Below are 17317 nucleotides of genomic sequence, written 5' to 3' on the forward strand. Positions count from 1 at the left end.
CAGTGGATTAACATGAAAAAAACTCTATTAGCACTAGCAATCGCTAGCATCTCTGCATCAGCGTTTGCAGTAGAAACTACATCTCAAAATTCTAAGCCAGTATTTGAATTTGATCCTATGCACAAAGAGCAGTTTTCTGTTTCTGGTGCTTGGGGTCTTGGTGGTTACTACGATACTAAAACAGATGCTCTGTACGATGATTGGGCAACTGCGCTAACTGTAGCTGTGAACTACAAGAATAACCGCTTAGTTGGTTACCTTGAAGTTGACCTTGAAATGAACTACAGCACAGATGAAGTTAAGCAACCAATTCAATCAGGCCCTGCAACAGACGTAGATAAAGCATGGTTAGGTTTTGACACTGGTTACGGTGTTCTGTCATTCGGTTGGGAAAACGACACAGCATTAGACAAAGTTGATGGTGCTGGTGACCAAACTTATGAATTTGGTGCTTCTGCTGGTGATGCATCTGACGGCTTCAACGTAATCAAATTCCAAGGCTCTACTTCTGGTTTTGCATACGGTATCTCTACTTCTGAAACCAACGATGATCGTACCAAGGCTGAAACGGCGTACAACGGTTATGTTGGTATCGAACAATCAGCATTCAAAGTGTATGCTGGTTATGAGACCCGTGATGACTCTGACTACAATGTAACATCAGTTTCAGGTAATGCTAAACTGGGTGACTCTCTAACTATCGGTGCAAACTTCTGGATCGATGAAGGTAAAGTTGGCGTTAAAGACAATACAACTAACCTAGAGAAAATTGGTTACTATTTATCTGCAGGTTACAAAGTTACTGATAGCGTAACTCTTGCTGCTGGTTATGCAACAAACACAACTGAAGAAGATGGCAAAGCTGATATCGATCGTAGCTACATGAACGTTGCAGCAATGTACACTCACAGTGACAAGATCGACATGGGTATCGATATCCGTCAAGACCTAGATGTACCGAGTGGCGAAGACGAAGAGACATTTGTGTTTGCTGCTGCATTCTACAGATTCTAATCGAATTACTTGATTGTAAAATTAAAGGCCAATCTTACCGATTGGCCTTTATCTTTATTTCATGCTGGAAAACATAAGTAGTTATCCACAGCACTTTTTATATTTCTTGCCACTACCACAAACACAAGGATTGTTGCGGCCTTGCTTAACTGCAGTTGGAAATTTGCCATCAATATAAAACCAACAGTTATTTTCCTTTACAAATCGAGAGCGCTCTTCAAGGCAAAGCTCTTTACCCTGTTGTTCAATAAACGCTTTGAAGTGAACAAAACCTTCATCAGTGCTCTTGCCCATGTGGGTAGACACCACCTCTAGGCGAAGCCAGTGGCTATATACTGACTCGCTAATTGCTTCACGCTCGTTAATGGCGTGACAAGAGGGATGATAAGTTTCAATCACAAACTCGACATTCTTTAACATGTGGGCACTAAAACGCGCCCGCATGAGTTGTTCAGGAACTTGAGCATTGCGAGGATTGTGATGAATTGGCTCGCAACATTGCGAGTATGGTTGAAGATTTCCGCAATAACAGGACATAGAAAAAACAAATTCTGAGTAGGTAGATGAAGTTTATCGACCCGCTACAGTAATTACCAGTTTAGGTTTGTACACCAAGAAGGTCTGCGGTCCATTTAACTGCTTCGATGTAGCATTCAGTGGGCGCTTCATTTGGGAGATTAAGCGCTTGTCCAAGAGCGACCACTTGTCCCCAATCCGCCATTTCATAAGCTTTATTCAATGCCAATATTTGCCCTAAAGTTCCACTGCCTTGAGTTAACGCTTGTTTGACTTCTTCCTCAATGGGCATTTCTTTCACAATCGATTCAAGAGATTGATCAAGTAAGCTGTCTAGAACTGAGAACATACCTGTTAGAAATCCTGTTCCTGAAGCAATGTTTGTCGGCACTCGTTCACTGAGCATTTCGCAAAAGCGGGCGCGTAGAATGGCAAGATTATAAAGATAGTCTGGTTTGGAATCTTGTGTTGAAGCAATCGCAACGAGCGAAATGAATTTACGGAGTTTCTGTTGCCCTAGATAGACCAGCGCTTGACGGAAAGATTGGATTTTTGAACTCACTGTTGCTGAAGAGTTTACGAACGTGAGCAGCTTGTATGAAAGAGAAATATCTTTAGCGACAATTGCTTCAATTTCTCGAAAATCGACTTCTGGTTTCGCAACTTCTTTAAGTAGGTGAACAATGGTTAGAAATGAAGGCTGTAGGGCTTTACGCTGAATAATCTCAGGTTTACTGAAGAAGTAACCTTGAAAATAGTGGAATCCCGCCAGTTTTGCTTGTTCAAACTCTTCGTAGGTTTCAACTTTTTCGGCCAAAAAATCTATTTTCATCGTTCGCAATTTATTCATGAAGAGCTTAGCTTTAGGGATTGGTACGAGACGAATATCAAATTTGATGATGGAGATATAAGGCAAAAAAGCTTTCCAATCATTGCTGGGAATAAAATCATCCAGTGCAATTTTGTACCCAAGTTGAGCCATTTTCTTGATAGCACTGAGCAACTCAGGTGTGGGTGGGCAATCTTCAAGAATTTCGACAACCAGACTTTTAACCGGAAATAGTGTAGGCACCATGTTGAGTAAACTTTGATAAGGAAAGTTTACGAACCCAAGAAGATCACCAAGAGTACTGTAGTGTGCGGTTAAGAAATGATCGGAGAGAAGGCGGCTCGTGGCCTCCTCGGGGTCGATGTCTGGGAACGTGTTTTTAGGCCCATCACGAAAGAGAAGTTCGTAACCAATTGTGCTTTTTTCACGATCCAATATGGGTTGTCTAGCGACATACGAGTACTTCAAAGGTTTACCTATTTTGGGTTGTTGTTTCTTTTGTCAGTATTTCAGGATTATACCGAGATAAGTATCAGCTAAGAATATCGTTGTTACTAATTAATTGGTTAATATTTATGAGTGGCCTCGATAATAGTGAGTAACCAGTTAGTTTAGAATAGACCAAGATCGAGCTTTGGCTATACCAATCACCTAACACAATCCGTGTTTTGAGAGTCTGGTCATCGGTTTGGATGGAGTGAATGGCTGGCCGATGTGTGTGGCCGTGAATCATTAAATCTACGTTATATCGGTGTATAACCGCGATGACTTCGCTTGGTGTAACATCCATAATCATCATGGATTTATGCTGTTTGTCATCTCGTATATCCGCCTGTATTTTGCGGACAATCTTTTGCCTAAGTGCAAAAGGTAGAAGTCCAAATAATCGCTGTAACCAAGGTTGATGTACTTTGGCTCGAAAAGCAAGGTAGCGCGTATCTTGGGTGCAGAGTGTATCTCCATGCAGTACGACGGCTTTTTGCCCATATAAATCGATCACGGCTTCATCCGGTAACAGCTGTACTCCTGTTTGTTGAGCAAACCGTTTCCCAACCAGAAAATCGCGGTTTCCTTTGGTGAAATAGCATGGCACACCTTGTTGGGTCAGTTGGCGAAACTCGGATTTAATCTGCTCGGCAAAGGTGGTTGGGTCATCATCCCCAATCCAAAAATCAAATAGGTCGCCAAGGACATAAAGTGCATCTGCTTTGATGGCTTCTTCGCGCATAAATTGAATGAAGGAAGCGGTGATATCAGGATGCTTGGGGGAGAGATGAAGATCGGAAATAAATAGTGTATGCATGTTTCACAGCAAAAGGAGCGCCTAAGCGCTCCGAGTAAAATTAAGCTTCGATAGTGGTGCCAGTGATCACCACTTCATCTAAAGGGACATCTTGGTGCATGCCATAAGAGCCGGTGCTCACGCCCTTGATCTTATTGACCACATCCATACCTTCAACCACTTCACCAAACACACAGTAACCCCAGCCGTCACGACTTTCAGAACGAAAATCGAGGAAAGTGTTGTTATTCACGTTAATGAAAAATTGTGAGCTAGCGGAGTGCGGATCCATGGTACGAGCCATGGCAATGGTACCCACTTTATTGCTCAGACCATTATTTGCTTCGTTACGAATAGGATCGCGAGTCTCTTTTTCACGCAGTCCTGAAGTCATACCGCCGCCTTGAATCATAAAGCCGTCAATCACACGGTGAAAGAGAGTGTTATCGTAGAAACCTTCACGGCAATATTGCTCAAAGTTTGCGCTGGTTGCTGGCGCTTTTTCAAAGTTGAGCTGAATTTTGATGTCACCAAAATTGGTATGCAGGGTGATCATGAGTTTTACCTTCGCATTTATCCATTGAGAGCCAGAGTTTAGCCTAACTTTTTGTGCATTCAAAACATCAAATGGATGACCTAGTAATCTTTGAGTTGTTATACTGTCTGCCATTTATAATTTTGATGGTAATCAGATAGAGATCATGTTGAAGATTTATAACTCGCTCACAAGACAGAAAGAGGAATTTAAACCAATCGTTGCCGGCAAAGTGGGCATGTATGTGTGTGGAGTCACCATTTATGATCTCTGTCATATTGGACATGGACGGACATTTGTTTCATTTGACGTGGTTGCTCGTTATCTTCGTTACCTTGGCTACGATCTGACCTTTGTGCGTAACATCACCGACATCGACGACAAGATCATCAAGCGTGCTGCAGAGAATGCGGAAACGTGTGAATCATTGACAGAACGCTTGATTCAAGAAATGTATGCGGATTTCGATGCGCTGAATATCAAACGTCCCGACGTTGAACCGCGCGCGACTGCCTATATCGAAGAGATCATCGCTCTGGTTGAGCGTTTGATTGAGCGTGGTTTCGCCTATGTCGCAGACAATGGCGACGTGATGTTTGAAGTGAGCCAATACAGCGAGTACGGTAAGCTTTCCAAGCAAGATCTTGATCAGTTGCAAGCGGGAGCGCGAGTGGATGTCGAGGCGGCAAAACGCAGCCCGCTCGATTTCGTGCTCTGGAAAATGTCGAAGCCGGGTGAGCCAACATGGGAATCTCCTTGGGGACCAGGACGTCCGGGTTGGCACATTGAGTGTTCAGCGATGAACTCATCAATTCTAGGTAACCATTTCGACATCCACGGTGGTGGTTCTGACTTGCAATTTCCGCATCATGAAAACGAAATTGCGCAATCTTGCTGCGCCCATGATACCCAGTACGTCAATACTTGGATGCACAGTGGTATGGTGATGGTGGATAAAGAGAAGATGTCGAAATCGCTCGGTAACTTCTTCACTATCCGCGATGTATTGGGCCATTATGATGCAGAAACAGTGCGTTATTTCTTGATGTCCGGTCACTACAGAAGCCAATTAAACTACAGTGAAGAGAACCTCAATCAAGCGCGTGCTTCATTAGAGCGACTCTATAACGCACTACGTGGTTTAGACCGCAATGTGCCTGCCGCGGGTGGCGAGGAGTACGTGACGCGCTTTACTGCCGCTATGAACGATGATTTCAATACGCCAGAAGCGTATTCGGTGCTGTTTGATATGGCTCGTGAGATCAACCGACTCAAGAGTGAAGATATGACCAATGCGAGCGCTTTGGGCAGCTTAATGCGTGAGTTGGCAGATGTGATCGGTATTCTTTACCAAGAGCCTGAGGCTTTCTTCCAAGGTAGTGCGGAAGATGAAGATGCGGCGCAAATTGAAGCTTTAATCAAGCTACGTAATGATTCTCGTGCGACAAAAGATTGGGCTAATGCTGACTTGGCGCGTGATAAGTTAAACGAAATGGGAATTGTGCTTGAAGATGGACCTAATGGTACAACTTGGCGTCGTAAGTAACGAGCAACAAATGAGAGGGTGGGCGTAAGCCCACTCTCTTTTTCTGGCGCGTGTAGCCCATCTTTAAACGAACAAGGCAAGTGAGTTATGTCTGTCATCTTAGGGATTGATCCTGGATCGCGCGTGACGGGGTATGGTGTGATTCGTCAGCAAGGACGACACCTTATCTACCTCGGTAGCGGTTGTATCCGTACTTCCGATCTCGAGTTACCGTTACGCTTGAAACAAATCTATGCTGGCGTGAGTGAAATCATCACCCAATTTCAGCCGGATGCCTTTGCCATTGAGCAAGTCTTTATGGCCAAAAATGCGGATTCTGCGTTAAAACTTGGCCAAGCGCGAGGGAGTGCTATTGTCGCGGCAGTGAATGCGGATTTACCCGTTTATGAGTATGCCGCACGCCTCATCAAACAGGCGGTGGTGGGAACGGGGGCGGCGGATAAAAGCCAAGTGCAGCATATGGTGCAACAAATGTTGAAGCTACCCGGTAAACCGCAAGCGGACGCTGCGGATGCTTTAGGGGTGGCGATTTGTCATGCCAATACCAACAAAACCCTCATCGCGCTCGCTGGTCAAGCGACGAGTGCTCGAAAAGGTCGTTATCGGTAAACAGGTTAAGTATGCATTTTACTGGCTATCCATCCAGTTATTGATTATCATCATGCGCATATTTTTGCTCCCTCATCAATAAGGAGTCCCATGTGATTGGACGTCTTCGCGGTACGCTGATTGAAAAACTCCCGCCACAAATTTTGATTGAAATCGGCGGGATTGGCTATGAAGTACAAATGCCGATGAGTTGTATTTACGAACTTCCCAATATTGGTGAAGAAGCCATCATCTATACTCATTTTGTCGTGCGGGAAGATGCACAGCTATTGTACGGATTTAACACGGTCAATGAGCGAGCACTATTTCGCGAGGTGATCAAAGCCAATGGGGTGGGGCCCAAAATGGGGCTAGCAATACTTTCTGGCATGACAGCAAATCAGTTTGTGACTTGTGTTGAAAAAGAAGATATCTCTACCCTCATTAAATTACCGGGAGTCGGGAAGAAGACGGCTGAGCGATTGGTGGTGGAAATGAAAGATCGCCTGAAAGGATGGGGAGCGGGTGATCTTTTTACACCGGCGACAGATGCGTCACCTGTCGATTCTACGCCCGTGATTGCCCAAAATGCTCAGGAAGAAGCCATGAGCGCGCTATTGGCGCTAGGTTACAAGCCCCCTCAAGCTTCCAAAGCGGTATCGCAAGTGGCTAAAGCAGGAATGAGCAGTGAAGAGTTGATCCGTGAAGCGCTCAAATCTATGGTGTAACTGTTTGTATTCTTCCGTCGTTAACAACAGCCGCCACTAAGCCGATAGAGAAAATATGATAGAAGCCGATCGTTTAATTGCTCCAATCAGTAACCACTTCAAAGATGAGGAAGTGATTGATCGAGCGATTCGTCCCAAAAAGCTTGCCGATTACCAAGGTCAAGATCATGTTCGTGATCAGATGGAAATCTTCATTCAAGCAGCACAAATGCGCCAAGAAGCCTTAGACCATCTGCTGATTTTCGGGCCTCCTGGTTTGGGTAAAACCACTTTGGCAAATATTGTCGCCAATGAAATGGGAGTCAATATTCGTACCACTTCAGGCCCAGTGTTGGAAAAAGCGGGAGATTTAGCGGCACTGTTAACCAACCTTGAAGAAAACGATGTGCTGTTTATTGATGAAATCCATCGTTTGAGTCCTATGGTTGAGGAGATCCTTTACCCAGCAATGGAAGATTACCAACTCGATATTATGATTGGTGAAGGCCCTGCAGCACGCTCAATAAAAATTGATCTCCCTCCTTTTACTTTGATTGGAGCCACTACACGAGCTGGTTCGCTGACGTCACCACTGCGTGATCGATTTGGGATTGTGCAACGTTTGGAATATTACAAAGTCGCCGATTTGCAACACATCGTTCAGCGTAGTGCGCATTGTCTCGGTCTTTCGATGGATAGTGAGGGTGCTCTTGAAGTGGCTCGCCGTGCACGTGGAACCCCGAGGATTGCCAATCGTCTGTTGCGTCGTGTGCGAGATTATGCTGAAGTGAAAGGGAATGGGCACATTTGTGCGCAAACCGCTGATAGGGCACTTAATATGCTTGATGTTGATCATCTAGGTTTTGATTACATGGATAGAAAATTGCTATTAGCAATAATGGAGAAGTTTTCTGGCGGCCCAGTGGGAATTGATAACCTTGCCGCAGCCATTGGCGAAGAGAAAGATACGATAGAAGATGTTCTTGAGCCATTTCTCATTCAGCAAGGTTATTTACAACGCACACCACGCGGTCGTATCGCAACGGATCGCGCTTATTTGCATTTCGGTATTGAAAAGTAATGTTACATATCTCGCTTGTTAAACCAAGCGAGATACTCTTTTTTGATACAGTTCTCATTTCTTGTATTTCCTTTCCTTGGTAAATTGTTGGCTTTTTGGGTAGTGATGTTAATTCAATGATTGTTTTCAGTCGGATTGCATAAATAATTTCACGAGTGGCTAACACAAATTGCTCGCATCTTTTGATTTGGATCATTTTGTTTGTTTATTAACCACATGGCTCGCGTGAAACTTGATTTAGATCAAGGCGCAATTCACCTATAAACCTTTTGAAACAAACAGGTTTTGGCATTAGTATTAGCTGTAGCTATATTAGCTACAACTTAACAATTAACTAACCATAGTGGTACATAGTTGCAACAACAAATTTATTTTGTAGCAAGATGTTATAGTATTTTTAACATTGCAATTGTTGTTCTATGTCGAACGTGTCATTCAGCCGACACAAAGGAGTTACCATGATCGATGTCGTTGATTTATCGCGGTTGCAATTTGCACTCACTGCGATGTATCACTTCCTGTTTGTTCCCCTCACTCTAGGGATGGCATTTTTACTTGCTATCATGGAGTCACTCTATGTCATGACCGACAAGCAGATTTACAAGGACATGACTAAATTCTGGGGTAAGCTGTTCGGGATCAACTTTGCTTTAGGTGTGGCAACAGGCCTTACCATGGAGTTCCAGTTTGGTACCAACTGGTCTTACTATTCTCACTATGTAGGTGACATTTTCGGTGCTCCACTTGCGATTGAAGCGCTGGTAGCCTTCTTCCTAGAATCTACATTTGTTGGTTTATTCTTCTTTGGGTGGGACAGACTTTCCAAACGACAACACTTAGTCGTGACTTGGTTAGTCGCATTAGGTTCAAACTTCTCTGCTCTGTGGATTCTGGTTGCAAACGGCTGGATGCAAAACCCAGTAGGCTCAGAGTTTAATTTTGAAACCATGCGTATGGAGATGGTGAGCTTTGCTGATGTGGTACTAAACCCAGTTGCCCAAGTGAAGTTTGTTCACACCGTTGCGGCAGGTTATACCACAGGCGCAATGTTCATTTTGGGTATCAGTGCGTACTACCTATTGAAAGGTCGTGATGTTGCTTTTGCGCGTCGTTCATTTGCGATTGCAGCATCATTCGGTATGGCTTCTGTACTGTCCGTTATCGTACTGGGTGATGAATCAGGCTATGAGCTTGGTGAAGTTCAGCGCGTGAAACTGGCGGCGATTGAGTCTGAATGGCACACCGAGCCAGCACCCGCAGCGTTCACCTTGTTTGGTATTCCAAATCAAGAGGAAATGCGCACCGACTACGCGATCAAAATTCCATTTGCACTGGGGATCATTGCAACACGTTCACTCGACGAACAAGTTGTAGGTCTGCGTGATCTGCGTGATGAACACGTTGAGCGAATTCGTACCGGTATTTACGCTTACGATCTGCTAGAGCGTCTGCGTGCTGGTGAAAAAACGCCGGAAAACATGGCCGCCTTTGATGAAGTAAAACATGACCTCGGTTATGGCCTACTTCTGAAGCGTTACACGGATAAAGTGACGGATGCGACAGAAGAGCAAATCCAAGCGGCAGCGGATGATTCTATCCCAACGGTATGGCCACTGTTCTGGTCTTTCCGAATCATGGTCGCTTGTGGCTTTATTATGCTAGTGGTGTTTGGTGCAGCCTTTATCCAAACCTGCCGTCAGAAGATTGAACAGAAAAAGTGGGTTCTCAAAGCTGCACTATTCAGTATTCCATTGCCTTGGATTGCAGTAGAAACAGGTTGGTTTGTCGCTGAATATGGCCGTCAACCTTGGGCTGTCGGTGAAATTCTTCCCGTTAACGTTGCCGCTTCTGCATTAAGTGCAGGTGAAATCATCACTTCAATGCTGGCGATTTTGGCACTGTACACCATCTTCTTGATTGCAGAAGTGTACTTAATGGTTAAGTTCGCTCGTAAAGGCCCAAGCAGCCTGAAAACCGGACGTTACCATTTTGAACAAGGCGCAGAGTCTGTTCAGGATCAAGTCAACCGCCAAGTTGAAGCATAAGGCAAGGAGAAACAACCATGTTTGATTACGAGATCTTACGACTCATTTGGTGGGTACTGATTGGTGTGCTCCTCGTGGGTTTTGCCATCACAGATGGCTTTGATATGGGCGTTGGGGCGCTAGTCCCTATCATTGGTAAAAATGATAACGAACGTCGAGTGATGATTAACTCTATTGCCCCACATTGGGATGGAAACCAAGTTTGGTTAATCACTGCAGGTGGTGCCTTGTTTGCCGCATGGCCACTGGTTTATGCCACTTCATTTTCTGGCTTCTACCTAGCCATGATTGTGACACTTGCTGCGCTTTGGTTACGCCCTGTGGGTCTAGACTATCGCTCAAAAATCGAGAACACAAAATGGCGTAATAACTGGGATTTAGCGATTTCAGCATCAGGATTTATTCCACCCGTTATCTTCGGGGTGGCATTCGGTAACCTGCTACAAGGTGTCCCTTTTCAACTGAGTGATTTCTTGATGCCGACCTACCATGGTTCATTCTTTGGTCTGCTCAATCCATTTGCTCTGTTATGTGGTCTTGTGAGCTTGTTCATGACTTTGCTGCAAGGCTCTGCATGGCTACAGATGAAAACCACATCGCACGTGCATCAACGTGCACGTAATGTGGCACAACTGACCGGTTTGCTCACCGCAGTGTGTTTTGTGGCAGCGGGTTTTTGGGTTCAGCACATCGACGGTTATATGATTGTTGGTGCGATTGACGGTAATGCGGCATCGAATCCGCTCAACAAAGAAGTGATTCGTGAAACGGGCTCTTGGCTACACAACTTTGAACAAGTTCCTGTACTGTGGTTAGCACCTGCTCTTGGTGTGTTTATGCCTCTACTCTCGGTTTTGGCGTCACGTTTAAATAAAGGTGGTTTGGCATTTTTGACCTCTAGCTTAGGTAACGCTGGTGTTATCTTTACTGCGGGTTTCGCCATGTTCCCATTCGTTATGCCTTCAAGTTTGAATCCAGCTCATAGCTTGACTATGTGGGATGCAACTTCGAGCAAGCTGACGCTAGAACTGATGACCGTGGTTGCGGTTGTCATGGTGCCTATCATTTTGGGCTACACCATTTGGAGTTACTACAAAATGTTTGGCCGTCTTGATGATAAATTCATCGAAGATAACAAGAATTCACTGTACTAAGGAGCGCTCATTATGTGGTATTTCGCATGGATCCTTGGCGTATTACTCGCCTGTGCATTCGGCATCATCAATGCTCTTTGGTTAGAGCATAGCGAGATGATGGACAAAGATAGTGAGTGATTGGCAACCAATGTGGTCTGAAAAGGTCGCTCGCTGTCATGACATCACCGATAAGGCCTTTTTCAAGGCCTTATCGCTACTATTAGGGTTCTACAATGCCGCCATGGTGATGTGGGATCCGAATAGTTACGCAGATCGAATAGGTGGCTTCAATGCAATCATTACGCCGCTGATGATTTGGGCGATATGTGCCAGTATGGTCTTTGGGGTAGGGTTTAGGCCTCGCCACTGGGTATGGCAGATCGTCTTCAGCCCATACCTATCCTTGACCACTCTGAGTTATTTGACGCTGGTGCAGCTGATAAGCTAGCGCAATTCGTATTGTTGATGTGTTTTTATGCAGATTAGCGCTGTCATTTTGAGACGGCGCTAATTTTTTATCATTAGATAAGAAAACATTGCACGAGTTTGTACTATCGCACGCGAGTTGCGCTATAGTAGCGGCCATTCCTCGGTATATGAGATTTTTATCAAAACCATGAACACTTTTCATTGGCCAGTCACGGTGTATTACGAAGATACTGACGCTGGTGGAGTGGTTTATCACGCAAATTATCTAAAATTCTTTGAAAGAGCCCGTACCGAAATGCTCCGTGCTGTTGGTGTTCATCAACAGAGTTTGTTGGAACAAGGTATTGGCTTTGTGGTCAGACACATGGAGATCGATTTTCTTAAAGGTGCTAAGTTAGATGACCATTTGAAAGTCGTGACCAGAGTGTCAGAATTAAAAAAAGCTTCTTTAACTTTCTGTCAGGAACTCGTTAATCCTGAAGGCACTGTGTTGTCTAAAGCCAAGGTTAAGGTAGCATGTATCGACAATGAGAGCATGAGGCCGAGAGCTTTGCCTCAATTAATCAGTTTGGAGTTAAACTGCAGTGACTGCTGATATTTCATTTCTTGACCTTTTTTTACAAGCTAGCTTCCTAGTAAAAATGGTAATGCTGACCCTTTTGGGAATGTCGGTTGCCTCGTGGGCGGCAATTATCAAGCGTAGTAAAATTATCTCTGCTGCTGAGCGTGAAGCGGATACCTTTGAAGACCGCTTTTGGTCTGGAATGGATCTCGGTGCGCTATATCAAGACGTCAAAAAACGTAAAGATGACATCTATGGCATTGAGGAAATTTTTTATGCTGGCTTTACTGAATTTGCACGTTTGCGTAAAACCAACCCGAGTGCACCTGATTTTGTGATGGAAGGTACAGGGCGAGCCATGCGCGTAGCTGTGGCTCGTGAAGTTGATTCACTCGAAACCAGCTTACCTTTCTTGGCAACGGTAGGTTCAATCAGCCCATATATTGGTTTATTTGGAACGGTGTGGGGTATCATGCATGCGTTTATCGCTCTTGGAGAGGTAAAGCAAGCCACGTTAGCCATGGTGGCTCCGGGGATTGCAGAAGCTCTGATTGCAACGGCGATTGGTCTATTTGCTGCGATTCCAGCCGTTATGGCTTACAACCGTCTTAGCAATAAAGTCAGTAAGCTCGAACATACTTACGCTACCTTCTCGGAAGAGTTTCATACCATTCTCCACCGTCAAGCGATGGCTGGCAGGGAATAACTATGGCTGGCTATCAAACCAAAAAACGTGAGATGAAAGCAGAGATTAACGTGGTTCCTTACATCGACGTTATGCTGGTTCTCCTCATTATTTTTATGGTGACATCACCGTTTGTAACACAAGGTGTGGATGTGGAGTTGCCGAAAACTCATTCGGCTAAATCAGCACAAGATCTAGCGGGTGATAGCGATTCTAGCTTTATCATTGTTGAGATTGATAAAGAAGGTAATCTTGGCCTGAGTGTTAATGATGAAGAAGTTCAACGCGGTCTATCCATCGAAGATGTGATTGTTCGAGTGAAAGCAGAATTGTCTCTTAAACCTAATTCACCTGTGGCCGTGGGTGGCGATGCCGCTACACCTTACGCAGAGATTGTTTTGGTATTGGATGAGTTGGGTCAAGCTGGTATTCCTAAAGTAGGGCTACTCACGGACCTTAAATAATAGGTTTAATACTGAGCATGAAAGAGAATAAGTCCAGAAAAAGTAATGATGCTAAATCGATAACTATTTCGCTGGCGATGCACGGTGCTTTAGTCGCGATATTGCTCTGGGGAGCCGATTTCACCATGTCTGATCCTGAACCGACAGGGCAGATGATTGAAGCGGTGGTCATTGATCCTCAGCTCGTTCGTCAGCAAGCTCAGCAAATTCGTAGTCAGCGTGAAGAGGCGGCGAAAAAAGAGCAAGAGCGACTGGATAAACTCCGTCGTGAAAGCGAACAGCTAGAGAAAAATCGACAAGCAGAAGAAGAGCGTATCCGCCAGTTGAAAGAGCAACAGGCTAAAGAAGCCAAAGCGGCTCGTGAAGCAGAAAAGTTACGTGAGCAGAAAGAACAAGAGCGTTTAGCCGCTGAGCAGAATGCTCGCGAAGAAAAAGAGCGTGCTGCAAAAGCAGAGGCTGAACGCAAAGTGAAAGAAGAAGCCGCAAAAAAAGCTGAGCAAGAACGCGTGGCGAAAGAAGCCGCAGCGGCAAAGGCAGAACAGCAGCGTATTGAACGTGAAAAAGAAGCCAAGCTTGCGGAAGAAAAAGCAAAACGTGAAAAAGAAGTGGCAGCGAAAGCGGAGCAAGAACGTTTAGCAAAGGAAAAAGCGGCCAAAGAGGCGGCAGATAAAGCCAAGAAAGAAAAAGAACGTGCGGCAAAAGCAGAAGCTGAACGTAAAGCTCAAGAAGCGGCCTTGAATGATATTTTTGGCAGCTTGAGTGAAGAAAGTCAGCAAAATAATGCGGCACGTCAACAGTTTGTTACTTCGGAAGTAGGGCGCTATGGAGCTATCTACACCCAGCTCATCCGACAGAATCTGTTAGTGGAAGACAGTTTTCGAGGAAAGCAGTGTAGGGTTAACCTAAAGCTTATTCCTACTGGGACTGGTGCATTGCTGGGTAGCTTAACCGTTTTGGATGGCGACAGTCGTTTATGTGCAGCAACTAAACGCGCTGTTGCCCAAGTGAATAGTTTTCCATTACCGAAAGATCAACCTGACGTTGTGGAAAAACTTAAGAATATTAATTTAACCGTAGCACCTGAATAAGGAAGGGAAGGCTTGTGTTTAAGCGATTAGTTTTTGTTTTGATGCTCATCGGTACCGGTTTTTCCAATATTGCGAATGCAGCATTGGAGCTAGTTATCACTGACGGTATTGATTCTGCACGTCCGATTGCGATAGTTCCTTTCAAATGGGAAGGCGCCACCAAGTTGCCTGAAGACGTTTCGGCGGTGATTGCCTCTGACTTACAACGCAGTGGTAAATTTAGCCCAGTTCCGACCAGCAAAATGCCACAAACACCTTACAGCGAAGAGCAGGTTGATTTTGGCAAATGGACCTCTATGGGTGTCGATTCTTTACTGACGGGTACGATCACGCAAAATGCAGAAGGTAGCTATGTAATTAGTTATCAATTGGTCGATATTGTGCGTGGGCAGTTAACTCAAGGCCAAAGCAAAGCTCTGTCTCAAGATGGTCAATTGGTACTGTCTAAAGATCATGTTTTGTTTAATAAAGTGGCGACCGTTCCTGCATCAAGAATGCGTGAATATGCCCACCGTATTGCGGACTTGGTTTATGAGGAATTGACCGGTGAACGCGGTGCCTTTTTAACGCGAATTGCTTACGTTGTGGTCAATGATAAGGATCCGTATCCTTATCAACTGAGAATTGCTGATTATGACGGCTATAACGAACGTCTTGTGCTTCGTTCCAAGCAGCCGCTCATGTCACCCGCTTGGTCACCTGATGGCCAGACTTTGGCTTACGTGAGTTTCCAAAACGGACAAGCCGAAATTTACATGATGAACATCTATAATGGGAAGCGAGAGAAACTGACTTCATTCCCACGTCATAATGGTGCACCTAGATTCTCACCAGATGGTAAAACGCTAGCGCTGGTTTTATCAAAAACTGGTAATTTACAGGTCTACACGATGGACTTGGCAACGCGTCGCTTAAAAGAAGTGACAAGTGGTCGTTCCAACAACACCGAACCCTTCTGGCATCCAGATGGTAAATCTTTAATTTTCACCTCAGATCGGGGTGGTAAACCACAGATTTATCAAGTAGATTTATCCGGCGGTGAAACCAAGCGTTTAACTTGGCAAGGTAGCCAAAACTTGGGTGGCCAAATTACACCGGATGGAAAATTCTTGGTGATGGTGAATCGTAGTGATTCCGGCTTCAATCTCGCGAAGCAGGATTTAGAAACAGGGGCAATGCAGATTCTGACAAAAACCTTGTTGGATGAGTCCCCAAGTATTGCGCCGAATGGTGGTATGGTGATTTACAGCTCCATCTACAATAAGGCCAACGTCTTGTCGATGGTATCCATTGATGGGCGCTTTAAAGCAAGATTACCGGCAACCAATGGGCGCGTTCGAGCTCCAGCCTGGTCACCGTTTTTATAACAAGTAACTGTTTAATAGAAAGGAATAGGAAATGCAACTTAACAAAGTTCTGAAGAGTCTGCTGATTGCGCTACCAGTTTTGGCTGTTACCGCTTGTAGCTCAAGCGATGACGCTGCGAACTCAGGTTCTCAAACCAACCAATCAGCAGTTTCTACTGTTGACTCAAATGCTCTGAATGCACAAGGTCAACTGACTGAGCAAGAACTGAAAGAACAAGCTCTGCGTGAAAACCAAACTATCTACTTTGCATTCGATAACGCGACTATCGCGAGCGACTACGAAGCAATGCTAGCTGCACACGCTGCTTACCTAGTTAAAAACCCAAGCCTACGCGTAACTATCGAAGGTCACGCAGATGAGCGTGGTACTCCTGAGTACAACATCGCACTGGGTGAGCGTCGTGCTCAAGCAGTTGCTAAGTACCTAGAAGCTCTGGGTGTTCAAGCTGGCCAACTATCTATCGTTAGCTACGGTGAAGAGAAGCCTCTAGTATTAGGTCAAGCAGAAGACGCATACGCGAAAAATCGTCGTGCAGTTCTGGTTTACTAATTGAGGTGATGCCTCATGTTCAGTAACTTAAAGCACGTTGTCATGCTGATGTTACTGGCAAGTGCAGCGAGCTATGCGCTCGCTGCACCCGCTCCAGTATCTGACTTAAGTAGCAACGTATCCGGTGGTTCGCGGGGTTCAGAAATTGAACGTCTCGAACGTCTCCTCGAAAGCCGTAATCTTGTGCAGTTGCAAATGCAAAAGCAACTCGATGATATGGCACTTGAAGTCAATGAATTACGGGGCCAGATTGAAAAAAACAACTATGACATGCAACAAATGTTGCAGCGTCAAAGAGAGTTGTTTGTAGAACTTGATCGTGTGCGTGGCGAGATGAAATCACCTTCCGCAACAGGCCAACTACCAACAAGCAGCAATGATGAGGCTGCACAAGGCACCTTCAGTAGCGACGCTAATGAACAGGCTGCTTATCAGAATGCTGTTGATCTGATCCTTAAAAAGCGTGACTACGCGGGTGCGATTGCCGCTTTCCAGAAGTTTCAGACTGACTACCCTAATTCTACCTTCTCTGCTAATGCACATTACTGGCTAGGCCAGCTCTATTTCGCTAAGAAAGAAGACAAAGAAGCCGCGAAAAGCTTTGCTGCGGTTGTCTCTGATAAAGGCTCTAACAAACGGGCTGATGCATTAGTTAAGTTGGGCGATATTGCGAAACGCAATAACAACGCCGAACAGGCACGTAAATTTTACCAGCAAGCGGTGGATGAATATCCCGATAGTGCTTCTGCTAAAGTTGCCAAAGAAAACCTTAAATAAACACAAGAGCTGCGTATGCAGCTCTTGTCCGTTTCAGGTTCTTCATCTGGCTATGTTACTCATCTCTAGACACGATTTCGTTTCCTTGTCTATGGCATTCAATTTTGCTTGCTGCT

20 protein-coding genes are annotated in these 17317 nt (G+C 45.0%); 16 read left to right on the top strand and 4 right to left on the bottom strand.

All coding sequences use genetic code 11. The annotated features are described in order from the left end of the window. The first annotated feature begins 12 nt into the window (after positions 1 to 12). Complete coding sequence (locus tag CEQ48_RS09755; RefSeq protein WP_089071104.1) at positions 13 to 1014, top strand: porin; 1002 nt, start codon at positions 13 to 15, stop codon at positions 1012 to 1014. Between the two features lie 81 nt (positions 1015 to 1095). Here the strand turns inward: CEQ48_RS09755 and CEQ48_RS09760 are convergent, their stop codons facing one another. The 4 genes from CEQ48_RS09760 to CEQ48_RS09775 form a co-directional block, all read right to left on the bottom strand. Continuing rightward, positions 1096 to 1551, bottom strand: coding sequence for a YchJ family metal-binding protein (locus CEQ48_RS09760; RefSeq protein WP_089071105.1), 456 nt, complete (start codon positions 1549 to 1551; stop codon positions 1096 to 1098). A gap of 61 nt (positions 1552 to 1612) precedes the next feature. Further along, positions 1613 to 2827: an EAL and HDOD domain-containing protein gene (locus CEQ48_RS09765; RefSeq protein ID WP_089071106.1), complete on the bottom strand. Its 1215-nt coding sequence runs from the start codon at positions 2825 to 2827 to the stop codon at positions 1613 to 1615. Between the two features lie 64 nt (positions 2828 to 2891). Further along, complete coding sequence (lpxH, locus tag CEQ48_RS09770; protein ID WP_113591549.1) at positions 2892 to 3662, bottom strand: UDP-2,3-diacylglucosamine diphosphatase; 771 nt, start codon at positions 3660 to 3662, stop codon at positions 2892 to 2894. A gap of 40 nt (positions 3663 to 3702) precedes the next feature. After that, positions 3703 to 4197 carry a peptidylprolyl isomerase gene (locus tag CEQ48_RS09775; RefSeq protein ID WP_089071107.1) on the bottom strand — a complete coding sequence of 165 codons (495 nt, stop codon included), beginning with the start codon at positions 4195 to 4197 and terminating at the stop codon, positions 3703 to 3705. Between the two features lie 145 nt (positions 4198 to 4342). On the opposite strand from CEQ48_RS09775, the gene cysS reads away from it, so the two are divergent. The 15 genes from cysS to ybgF all read left to right on the top strand — a co-directional run bounded on the left by cysS (position 4343) and on the right by ybgF (position 17201). Then, the gene (gene cysS, locus CEQ48_RS09780) at positions 4343 to 5722 is read left to right on the top strand and encodes a cysteine--tRNA ligase (protein WP_089071108.1); all 1380 of its coding nucleotides are present in this window, start codon (positions 4343 to 4345) and stop codon (positions 5720 to 5722) included. An 87-nt stretch (positions 5723 to 5809) separates the two neighbouring features. Then, the gene (gene ruvC, locus CEQ48_RS09785; RefSeq protein ID WP_000111359.1) at positions 5810 to 6331 is read left to right on the top strand and encodes a crossover junction endodeoxyribonuclease RuvC; all 522 of its coding nucleotides are present in this window, start codon (positions 5810 to 5812) and stop codon (positions 6329 to 6331) included. A gap of 92 nt (positions 6332 to 6423) precedes the next feature. Further along, positions 6424 to 7038, top strand: a complete 615-nt coding sequence (gene ruvA / locus CEQ48_RS09790; RefSeq protein WP_089071109.1) for a Holliday junction branch migration protein RuvA — start codon at positions 6424 to 6426, stop codon at positions 7036 to 7038. A 55-nt stretch (positions 7039 to 7093) separates the two neighbouring features. After that, a complete protein-coding gene (ruvB, locus tag CEQ48_RS09795; RefSeq protein ID WP_089071110.1) occupies positions 7094 to 8098 on the top strand; it encodes a Holliday junction branch migration DNA helicase RuvB in 1005 nt (334 codons plus the stop codon). A 458-nt stretch (positions 8099 to 8556) separates the two neighbouring features. Continuing rightward, positions 8557 to 10143 carry a cytochrome ubiquinol oxidase subunit I gene (cydA, locus tag CEQ48_RS09800; protein ID WP_000568053.1) on the top strand — a complete coding sequence of 529 codons (1587 nt, stop codon included), beginning with the start codon at positions 8557 to 8559 and terminating at the stop codon, positions 10141 to 10143. A gap of 17 nt (positions 10144 to 10160) precedes the next feature. After that, positions 10161 to 11297, top strand: coding sequence for a cytochrome d ubiquinol oxidase subunit II (gene cydB / locus CEQ48_RS09805; protein ID WP_089071111.1), 1137 nt, complete (start codon positions 10161 to 10163; stop codon positions 11295 to 11297). A gap of 12 nt (positions 11298 to 11309) precedes the next feature. Next, on the top strand, positions 11310 to 11417 hold the full coding sequence (gene cydX / locus CEQ48_RS09810) for a cytochrome bd-I oxidase subunit CydX (protein ID WP_000270284.1): 108 nt from the start codon (positions 11310 to 11312) through the stop codon (positions 11415 to 11417). Beyond that, a complete protein-coding gene (gene ybgE / locus CEQ48_RS09815) occupies positions 11410 to 11727 on the top strand; it encodes a cyd operon protein YbgE (protein ID WP_089071112.1) in 318 nt (105 codons plus the stop codon). Before cydX ends, ybgE begins: the two co-directional genes overlap by 8 nt. Positions 11728 to 11895: 168 nt before the next feature. Then, positions 11896 to 12303, top strand: coding sequence for a tol-pal system-associated acyl-CoA thioesterase (ybgC, locus tag CEQ48_RS09820; RefSeq protein ID WP_089071113.1), 408 nt, complete (start codon positions 11896 to 11898; stop codon positions 12301 to 12303). Next, positions 12293 to 12976, top strand: coding sequence for a protein TolQ (gene tolQ, locus CEQ48_RS09825; protein WP_089071114.1), 684 nt, complete (start codon positions 12293 to 12295; stop codon positions 12974 to 12976). The genes ybgC and tolQ overlap by 11 nt, the downstream gene beginning before the upstream one ends. A gap of 2 nt (positions 12977 to 12978) precedes the next feature. Next, positions 12979 to 13419: an ExbD/TolR family protein gene (locus CEQ48_RS09830; RefSeq protein WP_000929546.1), complete on the top strand. Its 441-nt coding sequence runs from the start codon at positions 12979 to 12981 to the stop codon at positions 13417 to 13419. Between the two features lie 17 nt (positions 13420 to 13436). Then, positions 13437 to 14507 (top strand): cell envelope integrity protein TolA, encoded by a 1071-nt coding sequence (gene tolA / locus CEQ48_RS09835; protein ID WP_089071115.1) that lies wholly within the window; start codon positions 13437 to 13439, stop codon positions 14505 to 14507. A 41-nt stretch (positions 14508 to 14548) separates the two neighbouring features. Then, entirely contained in the window at positions 14549 to 15874 is a 1326-nt protein-coding gene (tolB, locus tag CEQ48_RS09840) for a Tol-Pal system beta propeller repeat protein TolB (RefSeq protein WP_422641336.1), read from the top strand. A gap of 31 nt (positions 15875 to 15905) precedes the next feature. Continuing rightward, entirely contained in the window at positions 15906 to 16424 is a 519-nt protein-coding gene (pal, locus tag CEQ48_RS09845; protein ID WP_089071117.1) for a peptidoglycan-associated lipoprotein Pal, read from the top strand. Between the two features lie 15 nt (positions 16425 to 16439). After that, positions 16440 to 17201, top strand: coding sequence for a tol-pal system protein YbgF (gene ybgF, locus CEQ48_RS09850; RefSeq protein WP_089071118.1), 762 nt, complete (start codon positions 16440 to 16442; stop codon positions 17199 to 17201). Positions 17202 to 17317: the final 116 nt, after the last annotated feature.

The sequence above is a fragment of the Vibrio tarriae genome, from assembly GCF_002216685.1.
Lineage (GTDB): Bacteria > Pseudomonadota > Gammaproteobacteria > Enterobacterales > Vibrionaceae > Vibrio > Vibrio tarriae.